General features: G+C 59.5%; 19 protein-coding genes. 11 read left to right on the forward strand and 8 right to left on the reverse strand.

From position 1 onward, the window contains the following. Positions 1–84: 84 nt before the first annotated feature. From J3352_RS00200 to J3352_RS00220, 5 genes are all read left to right on the forward strand, one after another. On the forward strand, positions 85–810 hold the full coding sequence (locus J3352_RS00200; RefSeq protein WP_097772381.1) for an NAD-dependent protein deacylase: 726 nt from the start codon (positions 85–87) through the stop codon (positions 808–810). 1 nt (position 811) lies between these two features. Further along, positions 812–1774, forward strand: a complete 963-nt coding sequence (locus tag J3352_RS00205; protein ID WP_097772380.1) for a D-2-hydroxyacid dehydrogenase — start codon at positions 812–814, stop codon at positions 1772–1774. Positions 1775–1790: 16 nt separating this feature from the next. After that, positions 1791–2678 (forward strand): aldose 1-epimerase family protein, encoded by an 888-nt coding sequence (locus J3352_RS00210; RefSeq protein WP_097772379.1) that lies wholly within the window; start codon positions 1791–1793, stop codon positions 2676–2678. Positions 2679–2923: 245 nt separating this feature from the next. Next, positions 2924–4054, forward strand: a complete 1131-nt coding sequence (locus J3352_RS00215) for a sodium ion-translocating decarboxylase subunit beta (protein ID WP_097772378.1) — start codon at positions 2924–2926, stop codon at positions 4052–4054. 13 nt (positions 4055–4067) lie between these two features. After that, positions 4068–4196 (forward strand): oxaloacetate decarboxylase, encoded by a 129-nt coding sequence (locus tag J3352_RS00220; RefSeq protein ID WP_097770616.1) that lies wholly within the window; start codon positions 4068–4070, stop codon positions 4194–4196. Between the two features lie 55 nt (positions 4197–4251). On the opposite strand, the gene J3352_RS00225 is transcribed toward J3352_RS00220, so the two are convergent. Next, complete coding sequence (locus J3352_RS00225; protein ID WP_097772377.1) at positions 4252–5439, reverse strand: LL-diaminopimelate aminotransferase; 1188 nt, start codon at positions 5437–5439, stop codon at positions 4252–4254. Positions 5440–5615: 176 nt separating this feature from the next. After that, complete coding sequence (gene dapF / locus J3352_RS00230; RefSeq protein ID WP_097772376.1) at positions 5616–6455, reverse strand: diaminopimelate epimerase; 840 nt, start codon at positions 6453–6455, stop codon at positions 5616–5618. 287 nt (positions 6456–6742) lie between these two features. On the opposite strand from dapF, the gene acpP reads away from it, so the two are divergent. The 6 genes from acpP to mgtE all read left to right on the forward strand — a co-directional run bounded on the left by acpP (position 6743) and on the right by mgtE (position 12236). Continuing rightward, positions 6743–6976: an acyl carrier protein gene (gene acpP / locus J3352_RS00235; RefSeq protein ID WP_005932296.1), complete on the forward strand. Its 234-nt coding sequence runs from the start codon at positions 6743–6745 to the stop codon at positions 6974–6976. Positions 6977–7109: 133 nt separating this feature from the next. Further along, entirely contained in the window at positions 7110–8549 is a 1440-nt protein-coding gene (gene proS, locus J3352_RS00240; RefSeq protein WP_097772375.1) for a proline--tRNA ligase, read from the forward strand. Positions 8550–8692: 143 nt separating this feature from the next. Further along, complete coding sequence (locus J3352_RS00245) at positions 8693–9064, forward strand: GntR family transcriptional regulator (protein WP_005932304.1); 372 nt, start codon at positions 8693–8695, stop codon at positions 9062–9064. Between the two features lie 3 nt (positions 9065–9067). Beyond that, entirely contained in the window at positions 9068–9910 is an 843-nt protein-coding gene (locus J3352_RS00250; protein ID WP_156066260.1) for an ABC transporter ATP-binding protein, read from the forward strand. Next, complete coding sequence (locus J3352_RS00255; RefSeq protein ID WP_156066258.1) at positions 9907–10557, forward strand: ABC-2 transporter permease; 651 nt, start codon at positions 9907–9909, stop codon at positions 10555–10557. Before J3352_RS00250 ends, J3352_RS00255 begins: the two co-directional genes overlap by 4 nt. A 299-nt stretch (positions 10558–10856) precedes the next feature. After that, entirely contained in the window at positions 10857–12236 is a 1380-nt protein-coding gene (mgtE, locus tag J3352_RS00260; protein ID WP_347562992.1) for a magnesium transporter, read from the forward strand. 164 nt (positions 12237–12400) lie between these two features. Here mgtE and J3352_RS14435 read toward each other — a convergent pair whose 3' ends face one another. The 6 genes from J3352_RS14435 to J3352_RS00290 all read right to left on the reverse strand — a co-directional run bounded on the left by J3352_RS14435 (position 12401) and on the right by J3352_RS00290 (position 20312). Then, complete coding sequence (locus J3352_RS14435; RefSeq protein ID WP_005932317.1) at positions 12401–13546, reverse strand: GNAT family N-acetyltransferase; 1146 nt, start codon at positions 13544–13546, stop codon at positions 12401–12403. 265 nt (positions 13547–13811) lie between these two features. Further along, complete coding sequence (locus J3352_RS00270; protein WP_156066254.1) at positions 13812–14294, reverse strand: YhcH/YjgK/YiaL family protein; 483 nt, start codon at positions 14292–14294, stop codon at positions 13812–13814. 3 nt (positions 14295–14297) lie between these two features. After that, a complete protein-coding gene (locus J3352_RS00275; RefSeq protein WP_005932322.1) occupies positions 14298–15203 on the reverse strand; it encodes an SPFH domain-containing protein in 906 nt (301 codons plus the stop codon). 16 nt (positions 15204–15219) lie between these two features. After that, complete coding sequence (locus J3352_RS00280; protein ID WP_005932324.1) at positions 15220–15669, reverse strand: NfeD family protein; 450 nt, start codon at positions 15667–15669, stop codon at positions 15220–15222. A 149-nt stretch (positions 15670–15818) separates the two neighbouring features. Then, entirely contained in the window at positions 15819–17675 is a 1857-nt protein-coding gene (locus J3352_RS00285; RefSeq protein ID WP_156066252.1) for a glycoside hydrolase family 13 protein, read from the reverse strand. Between the two features lie 240 nt (positions 17676–17915). After that, positions 17916–20312, reverse strand: a complete 2397-nt coding sequence (locus tag J3352_RS00290) for a glycogen/starch/alpha-glucan phosphorylase (protein WP_098922739.1) — start codon at positions 20310–20312, stop codon at positions 17916–17918. Between the last annotated feature and the right edge of the window lie 236 nt (positions 20313–20548).

Here is a 20548-nt window from a genome sequence, read left to right on the forward strand (position 1 = left end):
AGAAACGCTTCCTTTCCGCTGGATTTGTGTTATACTGGAGCTATCCAAAACACAACGATCTGCCGGAAAGGAAGCGTTTCTTTTATGGTTCCTGCACTGGAAAAAATCATTGCCGAGAGCGACCGTATCGTCTTTTTTGGCGGCGCGGGGGTCTCCACCGAAAGCGGTATCCCTGATTTCCGCAGCGTGGACGGCCTGTACCACCAGAAGTACGATTACCCGCCCGAGACCATCCTGAGCCACACCTTCTGGGAGGAGAACCCCGAGGAGTTCTACCGGTTCTACCGGGATAAGCTCATTGTGAAGGGGGCAAAGCCCAACGCTGCCCACCTGCGGCTGGCAAAGCTGGAGCGGGAGGGCAAGCTGAAAGCCATCGTCACCCAGAACATCGACGGCCTGCATCAGGCGGCGGGCTCCAAGACCGTTTACGAGCTCCACGGCAGCACCCTGCGCAACTACTGCGTGAAGTGCGGCGCGTTCTACGATGTGGACTTCATTGCCAACAGTACTGGCGTGCCCCGCTGCCCCAAGTGTGGCGGCATCGTCAAGCCGGATGTCGTTCTGTATGAGGAAGGGCTGGACGAGGAAGTGCTCTCCGGGGCTGTGTCTGCCATCCGCAAGGCGGATACTCTCATCATCGGCGGCACCAGTCTGGTGGTCTACCCGGCGGCGGGGCTCATCCGGTACTTCCGTGGCCGCCACCTGGTGGTCATCAACATGCAGCCCACCGGGGCCGATGCGCAGGCCGACCTGTGCATTGCAAAGCCCATCGGTCAGGTGCTGAGCGAGGACGTTTTGTTGGAGGACTGAGATGAAAGCTGTCATTCTGGAAAGCTATGTCATGGAGGAAGGCGACCTCGACTGGTCGGGGGTAAAGGCGCTGGTGCCGGATACCACCAGCTATGTCCGCACGGCCTACGAGGAGATCGCCCCCCGCATTGGAGATGCGGACATCGTTCTGCTGAACAAGTGCCGCATGGATGAGGAGATCTTGCAGCAGTGCCCGAACCTGAAATGGGTGGGCATCATCGCCACGGGCACCGACAACCTGGATCTGGAAGCCTGCCGCCGCCACGGCGTTGCAGTGGCCAATGTGCCGGGCTATTCCACTTACAGCGTGGCCCAGATGACCTTCAGCCTGCTGCTGGCCATCTGCCAGTGCGCGGAGCGCTACAACCGTGCCGTCAAGCAGGGATGCTGGCAGCTGGATATCCCGGAGAGCATCGGCCTGCTGCCCCAGATGGAGCTCTACGGCAAGACCTATGGCGTTTACGGCTATGGCAGCATCGGGCGGCAGTCGGCCCGCATTGCCAGAGCCTTTGGCATGGAGGTGCTGGTCTGCACCCGCACCGTCCGGCCCGAATACGCCGCCGACGGTGTGGAGTTCGTGGATTATGATACCCTGCTGAGGCGGTGCGATATCCTCAGCCTGCACTGCCCGGCCACGCCTCAGACCCGGGGCCTTGTCAACGCGGAGGCGCTGGCGAAGATGAAGCCCGGGGCCATTCTGCTCAACACAGCCCGGGGCGCGCTGGTGGATGAGGAGGCCGTGGCAGCGGCCCTCCACAGCGGTCAGCTGGGCTTTTACGGGGCCGATGCCTTTGTCACCGAGCCTCTGCCTCAGGAAAGCCCCCTGCGGGCAGAACCCCACGCTATCCTCACACCGCACATTGCGTGGACGACCCGGGAGGCTTTGCAGAACCTGATGGACATTACCACCCGGAACCTGCGCACCTGGCTGGAAGGAAACAGCGAGCACATCGTCAACAGATAAAAAGGAGAGATGAATCATGCAGGCAACCATTCACAACGAATTCCTGACCCTGACCGTGGATACCCATGGTGCCGAAGCAGTCAGCCTGAAAAATGCCGCCGGGCAGGAGATGCTCTGGCAGGCTGACCCGGCTGTCTGGAAGCGCCACGCCCCCATCCTTTTCCCCTGGACGGGCAAGCTGACCGGCGGGGCCTTTACCCATAAGGGAAAGACCTACCCCGGCGGTCAGCATGGCTTTGCCCGGGACGTGGAGCACACCCTGCTCTGCGCCGAGGGCGACACCATCCGGCTGGAGCTGCGCTCGGATGAAAAGAGCAAGGCAGAGCGCTTCCCGTTTGATTTTGTTCTGACCAGCACCTTCCGGCTGGAGGGCAGGACAGTGAACCACACCCTGACCGTCACCAACCCCGCCGATGCCGCCGAGGAGCTGCAGTTCGGCATCGGCTACCACCCGGCGTTCCGCATCCCCTTTGATGACAAGCACACCACCACCGATTACGAGTTCCGCTTCGACCAGCCGGAAAGCCCGATGATCCTGGACGCTTACCCCAACGGCTTGCTGACGGGCAAGTGCGGTTACCGGTGGAAGAACGAGCAGAGCATCCCCCTGACAGACGATCTGTTTGAGAACGACAGCTTCTGCATGGCCGGTCTGCGCAGCCGCACGCTGGGCATCTACGAGAAGGACACCGGCAAGGGGATCGTCTGCAATGTGGAGGGCTACCCCTATACCCTCATCTGGTCGGCTCCGGCAAAGCCTGTGCGCTTTGTCTGCATTGAGCCGTGGCACTCCCTGCCCGGTGCCCAGACCGATACCCAGGAGTGGAGCCAGCGCGCCGCTGCCGCCTGCCTTGCCCCCGGCCAGACTTGGGAGACCACCCTCAGCACAACGTTTGAGCGCTGAAGCAAAGTTTGGCAAAGAAATGCAGGAACCCCTTGACAGAGGGGACTGCCTTCTGATTTAATTAGAATCGATAAAAGGGAGTAAAGGGCATTCCGCAGGGCCTGCGGGGTGCTGCATGGCAGCGTCATCACGGCAGAAATGCCCGATGTCATGTGTTGGCTTGAGACTTTTGTCACAGACAGAGTGCTGTGGCAGGGGTCTCTTTTTTCTTGCCCGGCACCGGAACACAAGGAGGAAAAATAAATATGGATCTTCTGAACACATTCGCCAGTCTCTTTTCCAATTTTGGGAATCTGACCTGGCAGATGGTGGTGATGTGGGGCATCGGTGCACTGCTCATCTACCTTGCCATCGCCAAAAAGATGGAGCCGAGCCTGCTGCTGCCCATGGGCTTTGGTGCCATTCTGGTCAACCTGCCCCTCTCGGGTGCCATCACGCAGGGGGATACGGTCGGCCCCATCTCTGCATTGTTTGAAGCAGGCATGTCCAACGAGCTGTTCCCGCTGCTGCTCTTCATCGGCATCGGTGCCATGATCGATTTTGGCCCGCTGCTGGAAAAGCCGTGGCTGATGCTCTTTGGTGCGGCGGCCCAGTTCGGCATCTTCTTTACCCTGTTTCTGGCGGGCTTCTTCTTTGACCTGAAGGATGCTGCCTCCATCGCTGTCATCGGTGCGGCAGACGGCCCCACCGCCATTTTCGTGGCCAATACGCTCAACTCCCAGTACCTCGGTGCCATCATGGTGGCAGCCTACAGCTACATGGCGCTGGTGCCCATCGTGCAGCCGCCCGTGATCCGGCTGCTGACCACGCAGAAGGAGCGCCGCATCCGGATGTCCTATGAAAAGGGCAATGTTTCCCAGCTGACCAAGATCCTGTTCCCCATCGTGGTCACGATCATTGCAGGCATGGTGGCTCCGGCCAGTGTGGCGCTGGTGGGCTTTTTGATGTTCGGCAATCTGCTGCGGGAGTGCGGGGTGCTGAATGTGCTGAGCGAGACCGCCCAGAATGTGCTGGCAAACCTTATCACCATCGTGCTGGGCCTGACCGTTGCCGGGCAGATGACCGCCGACAAGTTTGTGCGGCCCGACACCCTGCTCATCCTTGCACTGGGTCTGGTGGCCTTCGTCTTTGACACGGCAGGCGGCGTGCTGTTTGCAAAGCTGCTGAACCTTTTCCGGCCGGAGGGCAAAAAGCTGAACCCCATGATCGGCGCGGCCGGCATCTCGGCCTTCCCCATGAGTGGCCGTGTGGTCAACAAGATGGGCCTGGAAGAGGACAACCAGAATTTCCTGCTGATGTATTCCATCAGCGTCAACGTTTCGGGACAGATCGCGTCCGTCATTGCAGGCGGCCTGATCCTGACCCTGATGGCTTAACGGAGGTGATCGCATGCTTCATCTTACTTCGTGGATGACCACGCTGCCGATGATGCTGATCGGGATGGTCGGCATCATCCTTGTCATCGGTATCATTGTTCTGGCAGTGATGCTGCTCAACCGGCTGACGGGCCGGAAATAAAAGAAAAAGGCGATGCAGCTGTTCAAAACTGCATCGCCTTTTTGCTTGTGTAAGATTACAGAGCCTGGATGGCGGCCTTGATGCGCTGGGCGGCGACCTTGGTCTTTTCGGCATCGCCGAAGGCGGTCAGGCGGAAATAGCCCTCGCCGCACTCGCCGAAGCCGACACCCGGGGTGCCGACCACGCCGCAGTTCTCCAGCAGCCAGTCGAAGAACTCCCAGCTCTTCATGCCGCCGGGGCAGCGCAGCCAGATGTAGGGGCTGTTCTTGCCGCCGCAGTACCACACGCCGCACTCGTCCAGCGCGTCGGCAATGACCTTGGCGTTCTGGCGGTAGTAATCGAGGTTGGCCTGGATCTCAGCCATGCCGCTCTCGGTGAACACGGCGGCAGCAGCGCGCTGAACGACGTAGGGCACGCCGTTGAACTTGGTGGTCTGGCGGCGCAGCCACAGCTTGTTCAGGTTCATGCCCTCGCGCTCCAGCTCGTGGGGCACGATGGTGTAGCCGCAGCGGGTGCCGGTGAAGCCTGCGATCTTGGAGAAGGAGCAGATCTCAATGGCGCACTCGCGGGCACCCTCTACCTCAAAGATGCTGCGTGCCAGAGCGGGATCGGTGATGAAGCACTCGTAGGCGGCATCGTACAGGATAACGGCGTTGTTCTTTTTGGCGTAGTCCACCCAGGCCTTGAGCTGCTCGCGGGTGTAGGCGGCACCGGTGGGGTTGTTGGGGCTGCAGATGTAGATGATGTCAGCCTTCACGCTGTCATCGGGCATCCCCAGGAAGCCGTTCTCCTGGCTGGTGCGGCCGTAAATGATCTTGCGGCCGTCGGTCACGTTGTCGTCCACATAGGTGGGGTACACGGGGTCCGGGACCAGAACGGTGTTATCCACATCAAACAGACCCAGCACGTTGGCCAGGTCGCTCTTGGCACCGTCGGAGATAAAGATCTCGTCCTCAGCCAGCTGGGTGCCGCGGCCTGCGTAGTAGCCCTGAATGGCCTGCTTCAGGAACGGATAGCCCTGCTCGGGGCCGTAGCCGTGGAAGCCCTCCTTGGTGCCCATCTCAGCGGCGGCATCCTGCATGGCGGTGACCACGCACTTTGCCAGAGGCTGGGTCACATCGCCGATGCCCAGGCGGATGATCTCCTTTTCGGGGTGTGCTTCCTGATAGGCGGCCACCTTGTGGGCAATGTCCACGAACAGGTAGCTTGCCTTCAGCTCGCCGTAATGGTGATTCATTTTCATAAGTTGTTCCCTCACTTTATAAGATTGCCCGCCCTCTCAGGCCGCTTCGCGTCCAGCTCTCCCAAAGGGAGAGCCGATGCAGCGTCTACGCCAGCAGAAGCTGACCGTTGAGCCGCAATTGCCTCTCCCTTTGGGAGAGGTGGCATTGCAAAGCAATGACGGAGAGGGCGAGGATGTTAAACTTCCGCAACTCCCTCGTACACCGTGACAGCGCTGCCGGTCATCAGCAGCTGCCTGCCGGGCAGTACCCGGATGACCAGCTCACCGCCGCGCAGCTGCACATGGATATCTTGCCCGGCGGGGCAGATGCCCAGCTCGGTCAGAGCCGCCACGGTGGCACAGGTGCCGGTGCCGCAGGCCCAGGTCTCGCCGCTGCCGCGTTCCCACACCCGCATCTTCAGGTGGGCGGCATCCACCACCTGCACAAACTCGGTGTTGATGCGCTCCGGGAAGTTGGCGTGATGCTCGAACGCCGGGCCGATGGCTTCCAGCTTCAGGCTGTCCACATCCTCCACCACGGTCACGCAGTGGGGGTTGCCCACGCTGATGCAGGTCACCTTCCACACTTTTCCCTCTACGGTGAGCGGCTGATCCACCAGCGGGCCTTCGCCCATGTGGATGGCCGGCAGGTCGGTCGGCAGGGTGCTGTAAGCGCCCATCTCCACCTGCCACAGCTGTGCGCCCTGCCGGCTGATGCGCTTGACACCGCTGTTGGTGTCGATGGTCAGGACAGGCTTTTCCACCCCGTGGGTGTAGAGCCACTCGGCCACACAGCGCACGCCGTTGCCGCACATCTGGGCCTCGCTGCCGTCCGCGTTGAAGATGCGCATCCGGCCATCGGCCCCGGGGGTCACAGGGGCGCAGATGCAGATGATGCCGTCCGCACCCACGGAAAAATGCCGGGCAGAGAGCCGCTGTGCAAGCGCGGCAATGTCTGCGGGCACACCGGATGCACGGCAGTCCAGATAGATGTAATCATTGGCACAGCCCTGCATTTTGGTAAATGACAATTTCATGGAGCATTCTCCTTTACAGGCGGGACCTCTGCGGCCATGCTGATGCAGCACGGCTGAGAGGTTTGGTTCGTCACATATAATCATAAGAATCAAACGGGCTTCTGTCAAGCAAAAAAGAGGGCTTTGTGCAATTTTCATCGGTTTTTTCTGCCCGTAAAGGGCCGGAATGCAAAACAGGGCTTGACAAGATACGGCCCATGGGATATAAAAAGAGAGAGTGCTTTTGCACGCCGGAGAGGGCGTGCGGGCAGAGAAGAAAGAATCATTGACAAAAGGAGACCGCGACGATGGATACTTTTGAAAAGATCCGTGCACTGCTGGCAGAGCAGCTGGATATTGACCCTGCTAAGATCACGATGGAGAGCGACATTATGAGTGATTTCGAGGCCGACAGCCTGGATATCGTGGACATGGTGATGACGCTGGAGGATGAGTTTGGCATTGAGGTGCCGGACGATGCCATCGAGAATCTGCGCACCGTGGGCGACGTGGTGGAATTTGTGGACAGCCACAAGGGCTGATAACAGTTTTGCAAAAAGGCCCCGCACCCGCAGCGCTGCACACGGCGGCACTGCAGCGGGGCTTTTAATATGAGCTCGTGCGGAACGGCTGGAACACAGGCGTTTGGCGCACGGCTTAGGAGGATATAACAAAATGGCAAAAGACAACAAGAAGCTTGTGCAGGCGATCACCAGCCAGGAAGAAAACTTTGCACAGTGGTACACCGACATCTGCGTTAAGGCAGAGCTGGTGGAGTACTCCAGTGTCAAGGGCTTCATCATCCTGCGCCCCTATGGTCAGGCCATCTGGGAGCTGATCCAGAAGGACATGGATGCCCGGTTTAAGGCAACCGGCCACGAGAACGTGGCCATGCCCGTGCTGATCCCCGAGAGCCTGCTGCAGAAGGAAGGCGAGCTGGTCAATGGCTTCGCGCCGGAGGTGGCGTGGGTCACGATGGGCGGCTCCGACAAGCTGGAAGAGCGCCTGGCGGTGCGTCCCACCAGCGAGACCATGTTCTGTGACCACTGGTCCCGCGTGCTGCACAGCTACCGTGAGCTGCCCATGAAGTACAACCAGTGGTGCAGCGTGGTGCGCTGGGAAAAGACCACCCGTCCCTTCCTGCGCAGCCGTGAGTTCTGGTGGCAGGAAGGCCACACCATCCACGAGACTGCCGCCGAGGCCGAGGCCGAGACCCAGCAGCAGCTGAACTGCTACGCGGATGTCTGCGAGCAGGATCTGGCCATCCCTGTTGTCAAGGGCCGCAAGACCGATAAAGAAAAGTTTGCCGGTGCTGAGGCTACCTATACCATCGAAGCCATGATGAAGGACGGCAAGGCCCTGCAGAGCGGCACCAGCCATTACTTCGGCGATAAGTTCAGCAAGGCTTACGACGTGACCTTTACCGGCCGCGACAACCAGCTGCATCACCCGTTCCAGACCAGCTGGGGCGTTTCCACCCGTCTGGTGGGTGCCATCATTATGACCCACGGCGATGACGACGGCCTGATCCTGCCCCCGGCAGTGGCCCCCATCCAGGTCGTGGTCGTGCCCATCGCCGCCCACAAGCCCGGCGTTTCCGAGAAGGCTGCCGAGCTGGCTGAGAAGATCAGCAAGTATGCCCGCGTCAAGCTGGACGACAGCGACAACGCCCCCGGCTGGAAGTTCTCCCAGTGGGAGATGAAGGGCGTGCCCCTGCGCCTGGAGATCGGCCCCAAGGATCTGGAAAAGAACCAGTGCGTGCTGGTCCGCCGCGACACCCGTGAAAAGATCTTCGTGAGCCTGGATGAGCTGGAGACCGCGATCCCGGCCCAGCTGGAGGCCCTGCGCAAGGACCTGTACGAGCGTGCCCTCGCCAACCGCGAGAAGCGCACCTGGGCAGCCACCACCATGGAGGAGGTCAAGGAGCTGGCCAAGGCCAACACCGGCTACATCAAGACCATGTGGTGCGGCGACCTGGCCTGCGAGATGAAGATGAAGGAAGAGGCTTGCCTGTCCAGCCGCTGCATGCCCTTTGAGCAGGAGCACATCAGCGATGTCTGCCCCTGCTGCGGCAAGCCCGCCAGCAAGATGGTCTACTGGGGCGTGGCCTACTAAGCCGCTCCACAGTCAGAGCCTGATCAGATGAAAAAAGCAGCTTTCCCGTCCAACGGGAGAGCTGCTTTTTTGTATCTGCCTATTGACAATTATGTATCTACTGTATATACTGTAAATATACAGATGCAACGGAGGCGGCAGACATGAATCTCTTCATCGATAACAAGAGCGGTGCACCCATCTACGAGCAGCTCTACACCCAGATCAAGAACCAGATTTTGAGCGGGGAACTGCAGCCGGAGGAAGCGATGCCGTCCATCCGGGGGCTGGCGCGGGATCTGCGCATCAGTGTTATTACTACAAAGCGGGCCTACGATGAGCTGGAACAGGAGGGCTTTTTGTACGCCGTGCCCGCCAAGGGCTTTTTCGTGGCGGCGAAAAACACCGAGCTGCTCCGGGAAGAAAACCTGAAAAAAATCGAAGCACACCTGACGGAAGCCGTCCGGCTGGCGGCTCCCTGCGGGCTGACCAAACAGGAACTGACCGAAATGTTGGAATTGCTGTGGGAGGAATGAACCATGAACGCATTAGAACTGCACGGCCTTGAAAAGCACTACCCGGATTTTGCGCTGGGGCCCATTGATCTGGAACTGCCCGGCGGCACAGTCTGCGGGCTGATCGGTGAGAACGGCGCGGGCAAGAGCACGACCATTAAGCTGATCCTGGACATGATCGACGGGGACGCTGGCACTGTGAAGCTGTTCGGGCAGGAGGGGATCACCCCGCTTGCCAAAGCCGATATCGGCGTGGTGCTGGGCGGCGAGGGCATCCCCACCTGCCTGACCGCGCCGCAGGTGGGGAAAGTGATGGCGGGCATCTATCCCAACTGGGATGCCGCAGCTTACGCGGATTATTGTAAGCGCTTTGAACTGCCGGAGAAAAAGCGCTACGCCGATTACTCCACTGGCATGAAGATGAAGCAGTGCCTTGCCGTGGCGCTTTCCCACCACCCGAAGCTGCTGCTGCTGGACGAAGCCACCAGCGGTCTGGACCCGGTGGTGCGGGATGAGCTCATCGATTTGCTGCTGGACTTTGTGCGGGATGAGAACCATGCAATTTTGATCTCGTCCCACATCGTCAGCGATTTGGAAAAGCTCTGCGATACCATTGCCTTTCTGCACAAGGGGAAGCTCCTGCTCTGTGAGGATAAGGACACCCTGCGGGAGGAGTACGCCCTCTGGCACGGCACTGCCGGGCAATTGGAGGAGCTGGATAAGAACGCCATCGTCAGCCGTCGGGTGACAGCCTACGGGGCCGAGGCACTGGTGAAGAGGGAACTTGTCCCGGCGGGCAGCACCCTGACACCGGTGAGCATCGAAGAACTGTTCGTTTTGATGGTGAAAGGGGAGAATGTGCGATGAAAGGTTTGCTGTTGAAGGATTGGTATCAGGTCAGAACCAATATGAAGACCATGTACCTGACGGTTGCATTTGTGCTGGTGATCTGGGTGCTCAGCACATCGAGCGCCTATGTGTTCCCGGTGAGTTATGCGGCCATTTTTCTGGGCATCCTGCCGGTGAACCTGCTCACCTACGACCAGAGCGTTGGTTGGGTGGAGTATGGCCGGACGCTTCCGGTGAGCAAAAAGACGCTGGTGGCGGAAAAGTACCTCATCGGTCTGTTCTGCGCTGCGGCGGCTGTTGTGATCGGAGGACTGTTCGTAACGGTGATCCCTCTGCGCACCGGAATGGCCCCGGACAAGGATGTGCTGTCCCTGCTGGCGGGCAGTGTGTGTGCCATCCTGCTGATCAACGGCATTTCCCTGCCGCTGCTGTACCGCTTTGGGGCCGAAAAAGCCCGCATGATCTACGTCCTGACCTTTGCCGGACTGGGTGCCCTGCTGGGTGGCGGCGGTGCCGTGATGGATGAACTGCAGCAGAACGGCCCGGGAAGTGGGCCGCTGCCTGTGCCCCTCTGGCTGGCCGCAGTGCTTCTGCTGGCGGTACTGGCCCTGTATGCCGTGTCCTGGCGGGTGTCGGTGGCATGGTATGGAAAGTATAAGAAGTAAGCTCTTCTTTGTGCAATATAGCAATAATCCGGTAAAAAAACTGTAAAAGGGGTTGAAAAATCCGGCCCGGCGTAGTATGATAACGGGGCTGAAAGAAAAATCTTACACCAAGGAGGAGTTTGTTTCCATGTCCAGTGACCATACGGATCACCCCAAACAACGCTTCTCCTGCGATGCGGGCCGTGCAAACGTGTTAGCCGCATCCTGAACTGCATGCCCTTTGTACACCGCAGGAGTTGTAACCAGACCGATGCGGTGTATTTTTTATGCCCGAAAACGGGAAACGGAGGGACCAAACCATGCAGAAGAAAAATTATGTGCAGGAGATTCTGGACATCATCCACAGCGGTCTGCCCCAGGCAGAGCTGGCTGAAAAGCTGTCCGATTACCATGAAAACGACCTGGCCGATGCCCTGACGGCCCTGACACCGGAGGAGCGCCAGAAGGTGTACACCGTACTGGGCGTGGATACGGTGGCAGAGATCTTCTCCTATCTGGACGACGCAGAGCCTTACCTGAAGGAGCTGGACCCCGAGCGGGCCGCCCGGGTCATCTCCCACATGGATTCGGACGATGCCGTGGATGCTCTGGATGACCTGGAAGAGGACGATAAGGCAGAGATCGTCCACCAGCTGGACAAGGATGCCGCCGATGATGTGAAGCTGCTGCTCTCCTATCACGAGGACGAGATCGGCAGCTGCATGACCACCAACTACATCTGCATCCGCAGGGATATGACCATCCGGCAGGCCATGAGTGAACTGGTGAAGCAGGCAGGCGAGAACGATAACATCTCCACCCTGTATGTGGTGGATGAGAACGAGCACTTTTATGGTGCCATTGACCTGAAAGACCTCATCGTGGCCCGTGCGGAGGAGCGCCTGGAAAAGCTGATCGCCCGTTCCTACCCCTACGTCACCGACCACGAGAAGATCAGCGACTGCATCGACCGCATCGTGGACTACGCCGAGCGCTCGCTCCCTGTCCTGAACGACAGCGGGAAGCTGCTGGGCATCATCACCTCGGCGGATGTGGTCGAGCTGGTGGACGACGAGATGGGCGATGATTACGCAAAACTCGGCGGCTTGACCAGCGAGGAGGACCTGAACGAGGGTGTGTTCCAGAGTGTGAAAAAGCGCCTGCCTTGGCTGATTGCCCTGCTGTTCCTCGGGATGCTGGTGTCCTCGGTGGTGGGTGCGTTTGAATCGGTGGTGGCGGTGCTGCCCATCGTCATCTGCTTCCAGTCCATGGTGCTGGATATGGCCGGCAATGTGGGCACCCAGTCGCTGGCTGTGACCATCCGTGTGCTGGTGGACGAGAACCTGACCACTGCCAAAAAGCTCCAGCTGCTCTGGAAGGAAATGCGGGTGGGCCTGACCAACGGTGCACTGCTGGCCGTGCTGGCGCTGGGCTTCCTGGGCTGCTACATCCACTTCTTCAAGGCCTACGCCTGGGGTGAAGCCTTCCTGCTCTCGGGCTGTGTGGGCGTATCTCTGGTCGTGGCCATGGTGATCTCCAGCCTGGTGGGCACGGTCATCCCCATGCTGTTCCATAAGATCCACATCGACCCCGCCGTGGCTTCCGGCCCGCTCATCACCACCATCAATGATCTGGTGGCTGTGGTGGTCTACTATGGCCTGGCCGCCGTGGTGCTGATCGATATGTTCCATTTGGGCTGAAATAGAGAAAGGCTGCTGCCGACAACTCCCTCAGTCACGGCTTCGCCGCGCCAGCTCCCTCTTGGAGGGAGCCTTGACGTAATGGCAATCTGTGAAAGCCTCCCTCATTGAGGGAGGTGGCATCGCGTGAGCGATGACGGAAGAAGTTTGGCAACAGCCTCTTTTTACTTATTCTGTATCCAATACCGCTGTGTCAGCGTTCCATCGGAGGAATCAAACTGCTCATCCTCCAGCACGCCGCCGTTGGCGCGGATGGTCTTTGCTGAGGCAACGTTGTAATGGTCGCAGCAGATGCGCACCTTTTCGATGTCTCGTTCTTTTGCCTTTTCCAGCGTCAGGCGAAGCATCTGGGTGGCGTAGCCATTCTGCCGCTCCGAGGGGCGGACGCTGTACCCGATGTGCCCGCCGTAGGTCAGCAGGTAATCGTTGAGCCGGTGGCGCAGGTTGGTCATGCCCACCAGATGCTCGTGCTCATCCAGAGCAAGATACTCCGTGGCGGGCACGAGACCGGCGGGGGTTGTGGCCGGGTCTTTCAGCTTGCGGAGTTGGGCCAGCCAGGCATCGAAGTCGGCATATTTGTCCAGAGCCGAGGTGCCGTCCATCCGGGAGTTAATGGCCAGAAATTCTTCCCGATAGGCCATTACCTGTTCCCGGTCGCCCTCATCCGGCTCCCGCAGGTGGATCTTCTGGGGTGAGGTGCGCCGGGTGGCGGTGCGGAAATCCGGAGCCTTCATCAGGCCGTGGCAGTTGCAGTAGAAGTAAAGCACACCTGCGCCCCGCAGGGAGAAGCGGGCAGAGGCATCTCCCTCGGGGTAGAGCTTGACCAGCTGCAGCTTATCGCCGGTGAGGTAGGCCAGAAACGAGATGTAATGGTTTTTCTCCATGGGGTGGTGCAGGGTGACGAAGAGCTCGTCCTCCACCCGCTCCACGGTCAGCTGATGATGCTCGTCGGCATCCTCGGCTTCGGCGATGTCCAGCGCAGGCAGGGTGATGCCGCAGCAGCTCACCACGGCCTGCCCGGTGGCGTGGAGCACATTGCCGCAGAGAGGGCAGACGTAGAGCTTGCTCCGCAGCAGGTTGGCTGCCCGGTTCCGGTTGATGATGGGTTCTCCCTGCATCAGCTCCAGCACGCTGACCCCCAGAGCCGCAGCCAGCGGTTCCAGCAGGGAGATATCGGGCAGACCCTTGGCGGTCTCCCACTTGGAAATGGTCTTGGCGCTGACAGAAAGCGTTCCGGCAAGCTCTGCCTGGGTCAGGCCCTTGGCTTCCCGCAGCTGCCGGATGGTGCTGCCTGTGACGTATGTGTTCATAATGAATGAAACCTCTCAGTCTCGCGTTGCTCGACAGCGTACGGGTTGCGGCTCCCAGCATCCACTTCGCACAAAGTATTGTGCTCGTGTCTTGCTGGCCGCGGCCCCAACAACTCCTCCCTTCATCCGCCACTGGCGGCGGTCGTCGTCGTTGCCTAATAGGGGAGCCCTTGGCAAGTCGGGCAAGCGTAATTGTTGAACCAGAGTATACTATACAAAAAAACTCCACGCAACCTACGCTGCGTGGAGTTCGTGCTTTCAGGAATTATTCGGCCTCGGTCTCGTCTTCCTCGTCCGGATCCAGCTCCATGGTGAACACGGCCTTTTTCAGCTTGCCGCAGCCCTGGGCCTTCAAGCCGGATTTGTACGGCTCCCCGGCCAGATAGAGGGCAAAGCGGCCCTCGCAGAGCATTCCGGCAATGCTGGTGCCGGCGGTGCCCACGGTGGTATCAGCGGCTTCGTCAGCGGGCCGGGTGGGGCTGAACTCGCCCAGGGACACTTCAAACAGCTCGCTGCCTTCGAGGTCGGTCTCAAGGGTCAGGTGGCTGTCGTGCCGGACAAAGGGGGCCTTGTCGCTGGCCTGCGGGGTCACGGTGCTCACCATGACCACAGCCTTGTCACCATCGATGCGGGTGCGCCCGGCGGGCAGGTTGTTGATATCCCGCGCCATGATGAACTCGATGACGCTGTCCAGACTGCTGCACAGGCCCAGATAGTTGGGGAGATTGTTCAGGGTATCGTAGATCATGGATCAGTCCTCTTTCGGGTCGGTCAGAAGCTCCTTGATGCTGGGCACAACGCCGCCCAGATTTTGCAGCTCCGACGGAATGATGATCTTGGTGGCCTTGCCGTTGGCGACCTTGGCCAGTGCCTCCAGGCTGCGCAGAGCCAGCACCTTGTCGTTGGGCATGGCCTCGTTCAGCAGGCGGATGGCATCGGCGTTGGCCTTCTGCACCGCGAGAATGGCCTGCGCCTCGCCCTCAGCTTCGAGAATGCGCTGCTGTTTGACGGCATCGGCACGGAGGATGGCGGCTTCCTTTTCGCCCTCGGCGGCGGTGATGGCGGCCTGCTTCTCACCGTCTGCCTTCAGGATGACGGCGCGCTTTTCGCGCTCTGCCTTCATCTGCTTCTCCATGGCTTCCTGGATCTCGCGCGGCGGGATGATGTTCTTGACCTCCACGCGGTTGACCTTGATGCCCCACTTGTCGGTGGCTTCATCGAGGATGGCCGTGATCTTGCCGTTGATGACATCGCGGCTGGTCAGGGTGTGATCCAGCTCCATCTCACCGATGATGTTGCGCAGGGTGGTGGCGGAAAGGCTCTCGATGGCTGCGATGGGCTGGTTGACACCGTAGGTGTAGAGCTTGGCATCCATGACCTGGAAGAACACCACGGTGTCGATCTGCATGGTAACGTTATCGCGGGTGATCACAGGCTGGGGAGGGAAGTCCGCGACCTGCTCCTTCAGGCTGACCTTTTTGGCGATCCGCTCAATGAACGGGATCTTGACATGCAGGCCGGCCGACCAGGTGTCGGAGTAGCTGCCCAGACGCTCCACAACGTACACCATGGACTGAGGCACGATGACGATGTTGGTGACGACGATGAGCAGGATGACAAAGATGAGCGCGAGGATCACGAACAGCATGATAGGCATAGAGACGCTCCTTTTTTCAGTGGTTGATGGATTCGGTCAGGATGGGTTCCACGATGAGCAGGGTGCTGTGGATCTCGGTGACCCGGCAGGCCTGCCCGGGGGTCAGGGTATCGCCTGGGGTGGCGCAGCGGGCGCTCCAATCCACGCCATCCAGCCGCACCCGGCCCGTCTGCTGGGCAGAAACGGGGGTCAGCACCCGGGCCTCCCGGCCAAGGGCGCGGTCACCGTTGGTGGGGGTGGGCTGCTTGTGCAGCCGTTTGGCCAGCGGCTTGAATGCCAGCAGGCAGACCGCGCTGACCGCAATGAACACCACCGCCTGCACCCGGAACGAGTGGGTGAACAGGCAGCAGAGCAGGGCTGCCGCGCTGCCTGCCGCAAACCAGACGGATACCATGCTGAAGGTCATGCCCTCCAGCGCCAGGAAACCGACGGCGGCAAGGAGCCAGAAAATGGGGTCAATGGACATCGAACATCCCTCCTTCTTCGTTTATTATATAACAAAGACGTGGAAATGACAATATGTTGTTATTTAAGGGCGAGTGCTGCTCTGTCCAACCTCTCAGTCGCAGGCTTCGCCGCGTCAGCGAAGATGACGGAGAGGTTTAATCCGTCTCCTTATACATAATCATAGTAGCTGTGGTTCGGGTTATGCCCCACCTCTTCCACCACGATGGTGAAGCCCATGGGATTCACCTCAGTGCTCTTGCCGCTGGCAAGGGTCTCCACGATGATATGTTCGGTGCGGTTGACGATGATCTCCGCGGTCTCCACCTTGCCCACCCGTTGGTAGTGCAGGATACCGTCCTCGGCACGCAGGACCCGCAGCTGGCCGGTGCGGAAGGCCTCGCAGGTGTGGCGAAGCTGTGCCAGCTGTGCCAGCACGGGACGCAGGCGCTGTTCGTGGGCATCCCACCGGAAGAAAGCCCGGTTGAAGGGGTCCCGGTAGCCCTGCATGGCGATCTCGTCGCCGTAGTACAGGCAGGGCACACCCGGCAAGGTGTAGATGATGGCGTAGGCCATCCGCAGGCGGAGCAGCCCCTCCTCGTAGGCATCGCCGGTCACACAGCGGCCGCTCTGCCACGCGCGGCCCCGGCCATTGGCGGGCTCGTCAGCGATCACGGTCAGGGCACGCTCGGTGTCGTGGGTGGAGAGGAAGTTCAGGGCGGTATCCATAGCGGGGGCAGGGTAGTGCTCGCAGATGGTCAGAATCTCCGTCATGGCCTGCTCGGCGGGCTTGCCCTTGACGAAATCCAGCACGGCGTTCTTGAAGGGGTAGTTCATCACGCTGTCCAGGCCCTTGCCCAGCAGGTAGGTGCGGCGCTTGTTGAAGCCGAACTTGGTGGTGGCATCCTCCCACACCTCGCCCAGCAGGAACTTTTCGGGGCTGACCCGCTTGACGGCGGCGCGCACCTTCTCAATGAATTCGTCGGGCAGCTCGTCGGCTACATCCAGCCGGAAGCCTGCCGCGCCGCGCCGCAGCCAGGTGTCGATGACACCGCCCGGGCCGGTGATGAACTCCACATAGGAGGGGGGCTCTTCGTCGACCTCGGGCAGGGTCTCAAAGCCCCACCAGCTGCGGTAGCCGTCCTTGTACTGGGGGCCGAAATCGTACCAGCAGCGGTAAGGGGAGTTGGGGTCCCGGTACGCGCCGCCCTCGCCATAGCGGCCCTCGCGGTTGAAGTAGCGGCTGTCGGAGCCGGTGTGGCTGAACACGCCGTCCAGCACGATGCCAATGCCGTATTTTTTGGCGGCGGTGCACAGTGCCTCAAAATCCTCGTTGGTGCCCAGCAGGGGGTCCACATTCAGGTAGTCGGCGGTGTTGTAGCGGTGGTTGGAGTGGGCCTCAAAGATGGGGTTGAGGTAGATGAAATCCACCCCCATCTCGTGCAGGTAAGGGAGCTTTTGCTGGATGCCCTTGAGGTCGCCGCCGAAATAATCCTCATTCAGGTGGCCGCCCACCTCGTTGGGCTGCCAGAAGGGCTCGGCGTGCTTGTCGGCCTGATAGATGCGGTCGGCAAAGGGCATGGGCTTGTTCTCCACCCCTTCGCAGAAGCGGTCCGGGAAGATCTGATAGAACACCTTGCCCTTGATGCTTTCAGGGGTCTCAAAGTCCTGCTCATAGACCGTGATCTGCCAGCTTTCGCCATCCTGCCAGCTGATCACGCCGCAGTTGTCGGGGCCGCGCACGATGCGGCGGAAGTCGGTGTAGAGGTCGAAGTAATAGAAGTAGAGGCCCGGGTCATTCAGAGGCACTTCCACGGAAAAGTGGTTCTGCCTGGGGGTCTGGCCGTCGAAGTTCATCCGGTAGTAGACGGGAACATCGAACTTGCCCTCTTTTTTCAGGACAAGGTGCGGGTCTACATAGCCCAGCTCCTCGGGGATGCAGAGCGACAGCCGGACAGTCTGCCCGGCGCGCACCGCACCAAAGGGCTGCTTGAAATAGGGGTCAAAACTGTTGAACAGACAAGACAAGTGGGGTCGTTCCTTTCTCAAAAAAAGCCCCGGTTCCGTAATGGCTCCGGGGCAGAGATATATTTGTGCTAAACCCTTCCGTCAATGCTTCGCATTGCCACCTCCCCTAGTAGGGGAGGCCTTGGCAGAACGGTGAAGTCTGTGCGTAAAGGAAAAGCTGTAAAACTTCCCGTAACGCCAGAGGCCCCACTACTAGGGGGGGGCTGTCACCGTAGGTGACTGGGGGGTTGACTTTTCCAATTACTTCACAGCAGAAGCGTGCCAGATATCGCGGGCGTAATCCAGCACAGAACGGTCTGCGCTGAAGATGCCGCTGTTGGCGGTGTTCTTCAGGCTCATCTGTGCCCACTTCTCGCGGTCAGCATACAGGCGCTGCAGGTCGGCCTGAGCACGGCGGTAATCCTTGAAGTCGGCCATGACCATATAAGGATCGCTGGTGCGCAGGTTCTCGGTGACCTCGTGGAAGTCCTCGCCGTTCCAGCCGCGCTCCAGGAAGTTCAGAGCGGCATTTGCCACGTCATCGCCCATGATGAAGGCGCTGGGGTGGTAGCCCACCTGCTTGAGGTTGTTGACCTCGGGGGTCAGCATACCGAAGATCAGCTCGTTCTCCTTGCCGGCAGCATCGGCAATCTCGACGTTTGCGCCGTCCAGCGTGCCCAGCGTGATGGCACCGTTCAGCATGAACTTCATGTTGCCGGTACCGGAAGCCTCGGTGCCAGCCAGAGAGATCTGCTCAGAGACCTCGGCAGCGGGCATCAGGTGCTCGCTCAGGGAGACGCAGTACTCTTCCAGATAGACCACGCGCAGCTTGTCGCGCACGGCGGGATCATTGTTGATCAGGTCGCCCAGCTTGCAGATCATCCGGATCATCTGCTTGGCCATGTAGTAGCCGGGGGCAGCCTTTGCGCCGAAGATATAGGTCTTGGGGATGAAGTCAGCGTTGGGGTTCTCCTTCAGGTACAGGTACTGAGCGGCGATGTTCAGGGCGTTCAGGTGCTGACGCTTGTACTCGTGCATCCGCTTGACCTGGCAGTCGAAGATGGAGTTGGGGTCGATGACCTGGCCGGTGCTCTTCTCGAGATAGGCGGCAAAGTTCTTCTTGTTGTTCAGCTTGATCTCATTGATGCGCTTCAGCACGGTCTTGTCGTCCGCATACTTGTTCAGCTTGGAGAGGTTGGAAGCGTCGTGCTTGTACTCCTCGCCGATGGTCTCGTCCAGCAGTTTGCACAGCTCAGGGTTGGAGGCCAGCAGCCAGCGGCGGTAAGCGATGCCGTTGGTCACGTTCTTGAAGGCCTGAGGCTTGAACAGGTAGTAATCGTGGAACACGCTCTCTTTAATGATCTCACTGTGCAGCTTGGACACGCCGTTGATGCTGTTGGCGGTGTAGGCGCAGATGTTTGCCATGCGGACCTGGTTGTCGCCGATCAGGGCCATGTAGTTGATCTTGCCCTCGTCGCCGGGGAATGCCTTCTCCAGCTCCTCGCGGGCACGGCGGTTCATCTCGACCACGATCTGGTAGATGCGGGGCAGGGTCATCTTGAAGATGTCCACATTCCACTTCTCCAGAGCCTCGGCCATAACGGTGTGGTTGGTGTAGGCAAAGACCTTCTGGCAGATCTCAAAGGCCTTATCCCAGTCAAAGCCGCACTCGTCCAGCAGGATGCGCATCATCTCGGGGATGGCCAGCGTGGGATGGGTGTCGTTCAGCTGGATGGCGACCTTGTCGGCCAGATTCTCCAGCGTGCCGTAGGTGGACAGGTGGTTCTGCACGATATCGCCGATGGATGCGGCAGAGAGGAAGTACTGCTGGCGCAGGCGCAGGATCTTGCCTTCAATGTGGTTGTCGTTGGGGTACAGCACCTTGGAGATCAGCTCGGCGCTGGCGTTCTTGCTCATGGCAGTGTTGTAGTTGCCCAGAGAGAAGCTGGACATATCAAAGTCAGGAGCCTTGGCCTGCCACAGGCGCAGCTTGGCAACGCCCTTGCCGTCGTAGCCCTGCACATACATGTCGGAGGGCACAGCCATAACGCTGTTGTAGTTGGTGTGCTGGATATAGTGGAAGCCGTGATCCCAGTTCTCGCGGATCTCGCCGTCAAAGCGGACCTCGATGGCCTGATCGGGGTGGCTCTTCAGCCAGACCTGACCACCGGGCAGCCAGTTGTCAGCGCGCTCCTGCTGCCAGCCGTCCACGATCTTCTGCTTGAAAATGCCGTACTCGTACAGGATGGAGTAGCCGGTGCCGCAGATGCCGGTGGTGGCCATGCCGTCCAGATAGCAGGCAGCCAGACGGCCCAGACCGCCGTTGCCCAGGCCTGCATCGGGCTCTTCCTCAAAGATGCCCTCGATGTTGATGTCGGCATCAGCCAGCACCTTCTGGGCAACATCTTCCAGACCCAGGTTGAACAGACTCATCTTCAGGCTGCGGCCCATCAGGAACTCCATGCAGAGGTAGTATACCTGCTTGGTGCCGGTGCCAATGGCCTTGGACTGGAACTTCTTGTGGTTCTCACTCATCATCTGACGGCAGATCAGGGCAAGAGAGCGGTAGATCTGCTGCTTGGAAGCAACGCTCAGATCCACGCCGTACTCGCTGGTCAGCTTGTCCTGAAGAATTTTTGCAAATTCTTTTGTAGTCATAAGGAACTCCTATCCGCACACACACTTGTGCTGTTTTGAAATATCGTAACAGAGAATTTCTCCTCTTTCCCTCTCCCTGTTACCACAACAAGAACATTATAATCAGTTCTATTCGTAAAAGCAAGGAAAAACGCCGATTTTTGCCGTAACTGACATTTTTGTCACAATCTTTCTGGTAAATATGCAAAAAATTCAAAAATAACACTTTCTCTTGGAACGCATTTATATTATAATAA

The sequence above is a fragment of the Faecalibacterium sp. Marseille-Q4164 genome (genome assembly GCF_017377545.1).
Taxonomy (GTDB): Bacteria; Bacillota; Clostridia; order Oscillospirales; family Ruminococcaceae; genus Faecalibacterium; species Faecalibacterium duncaniae.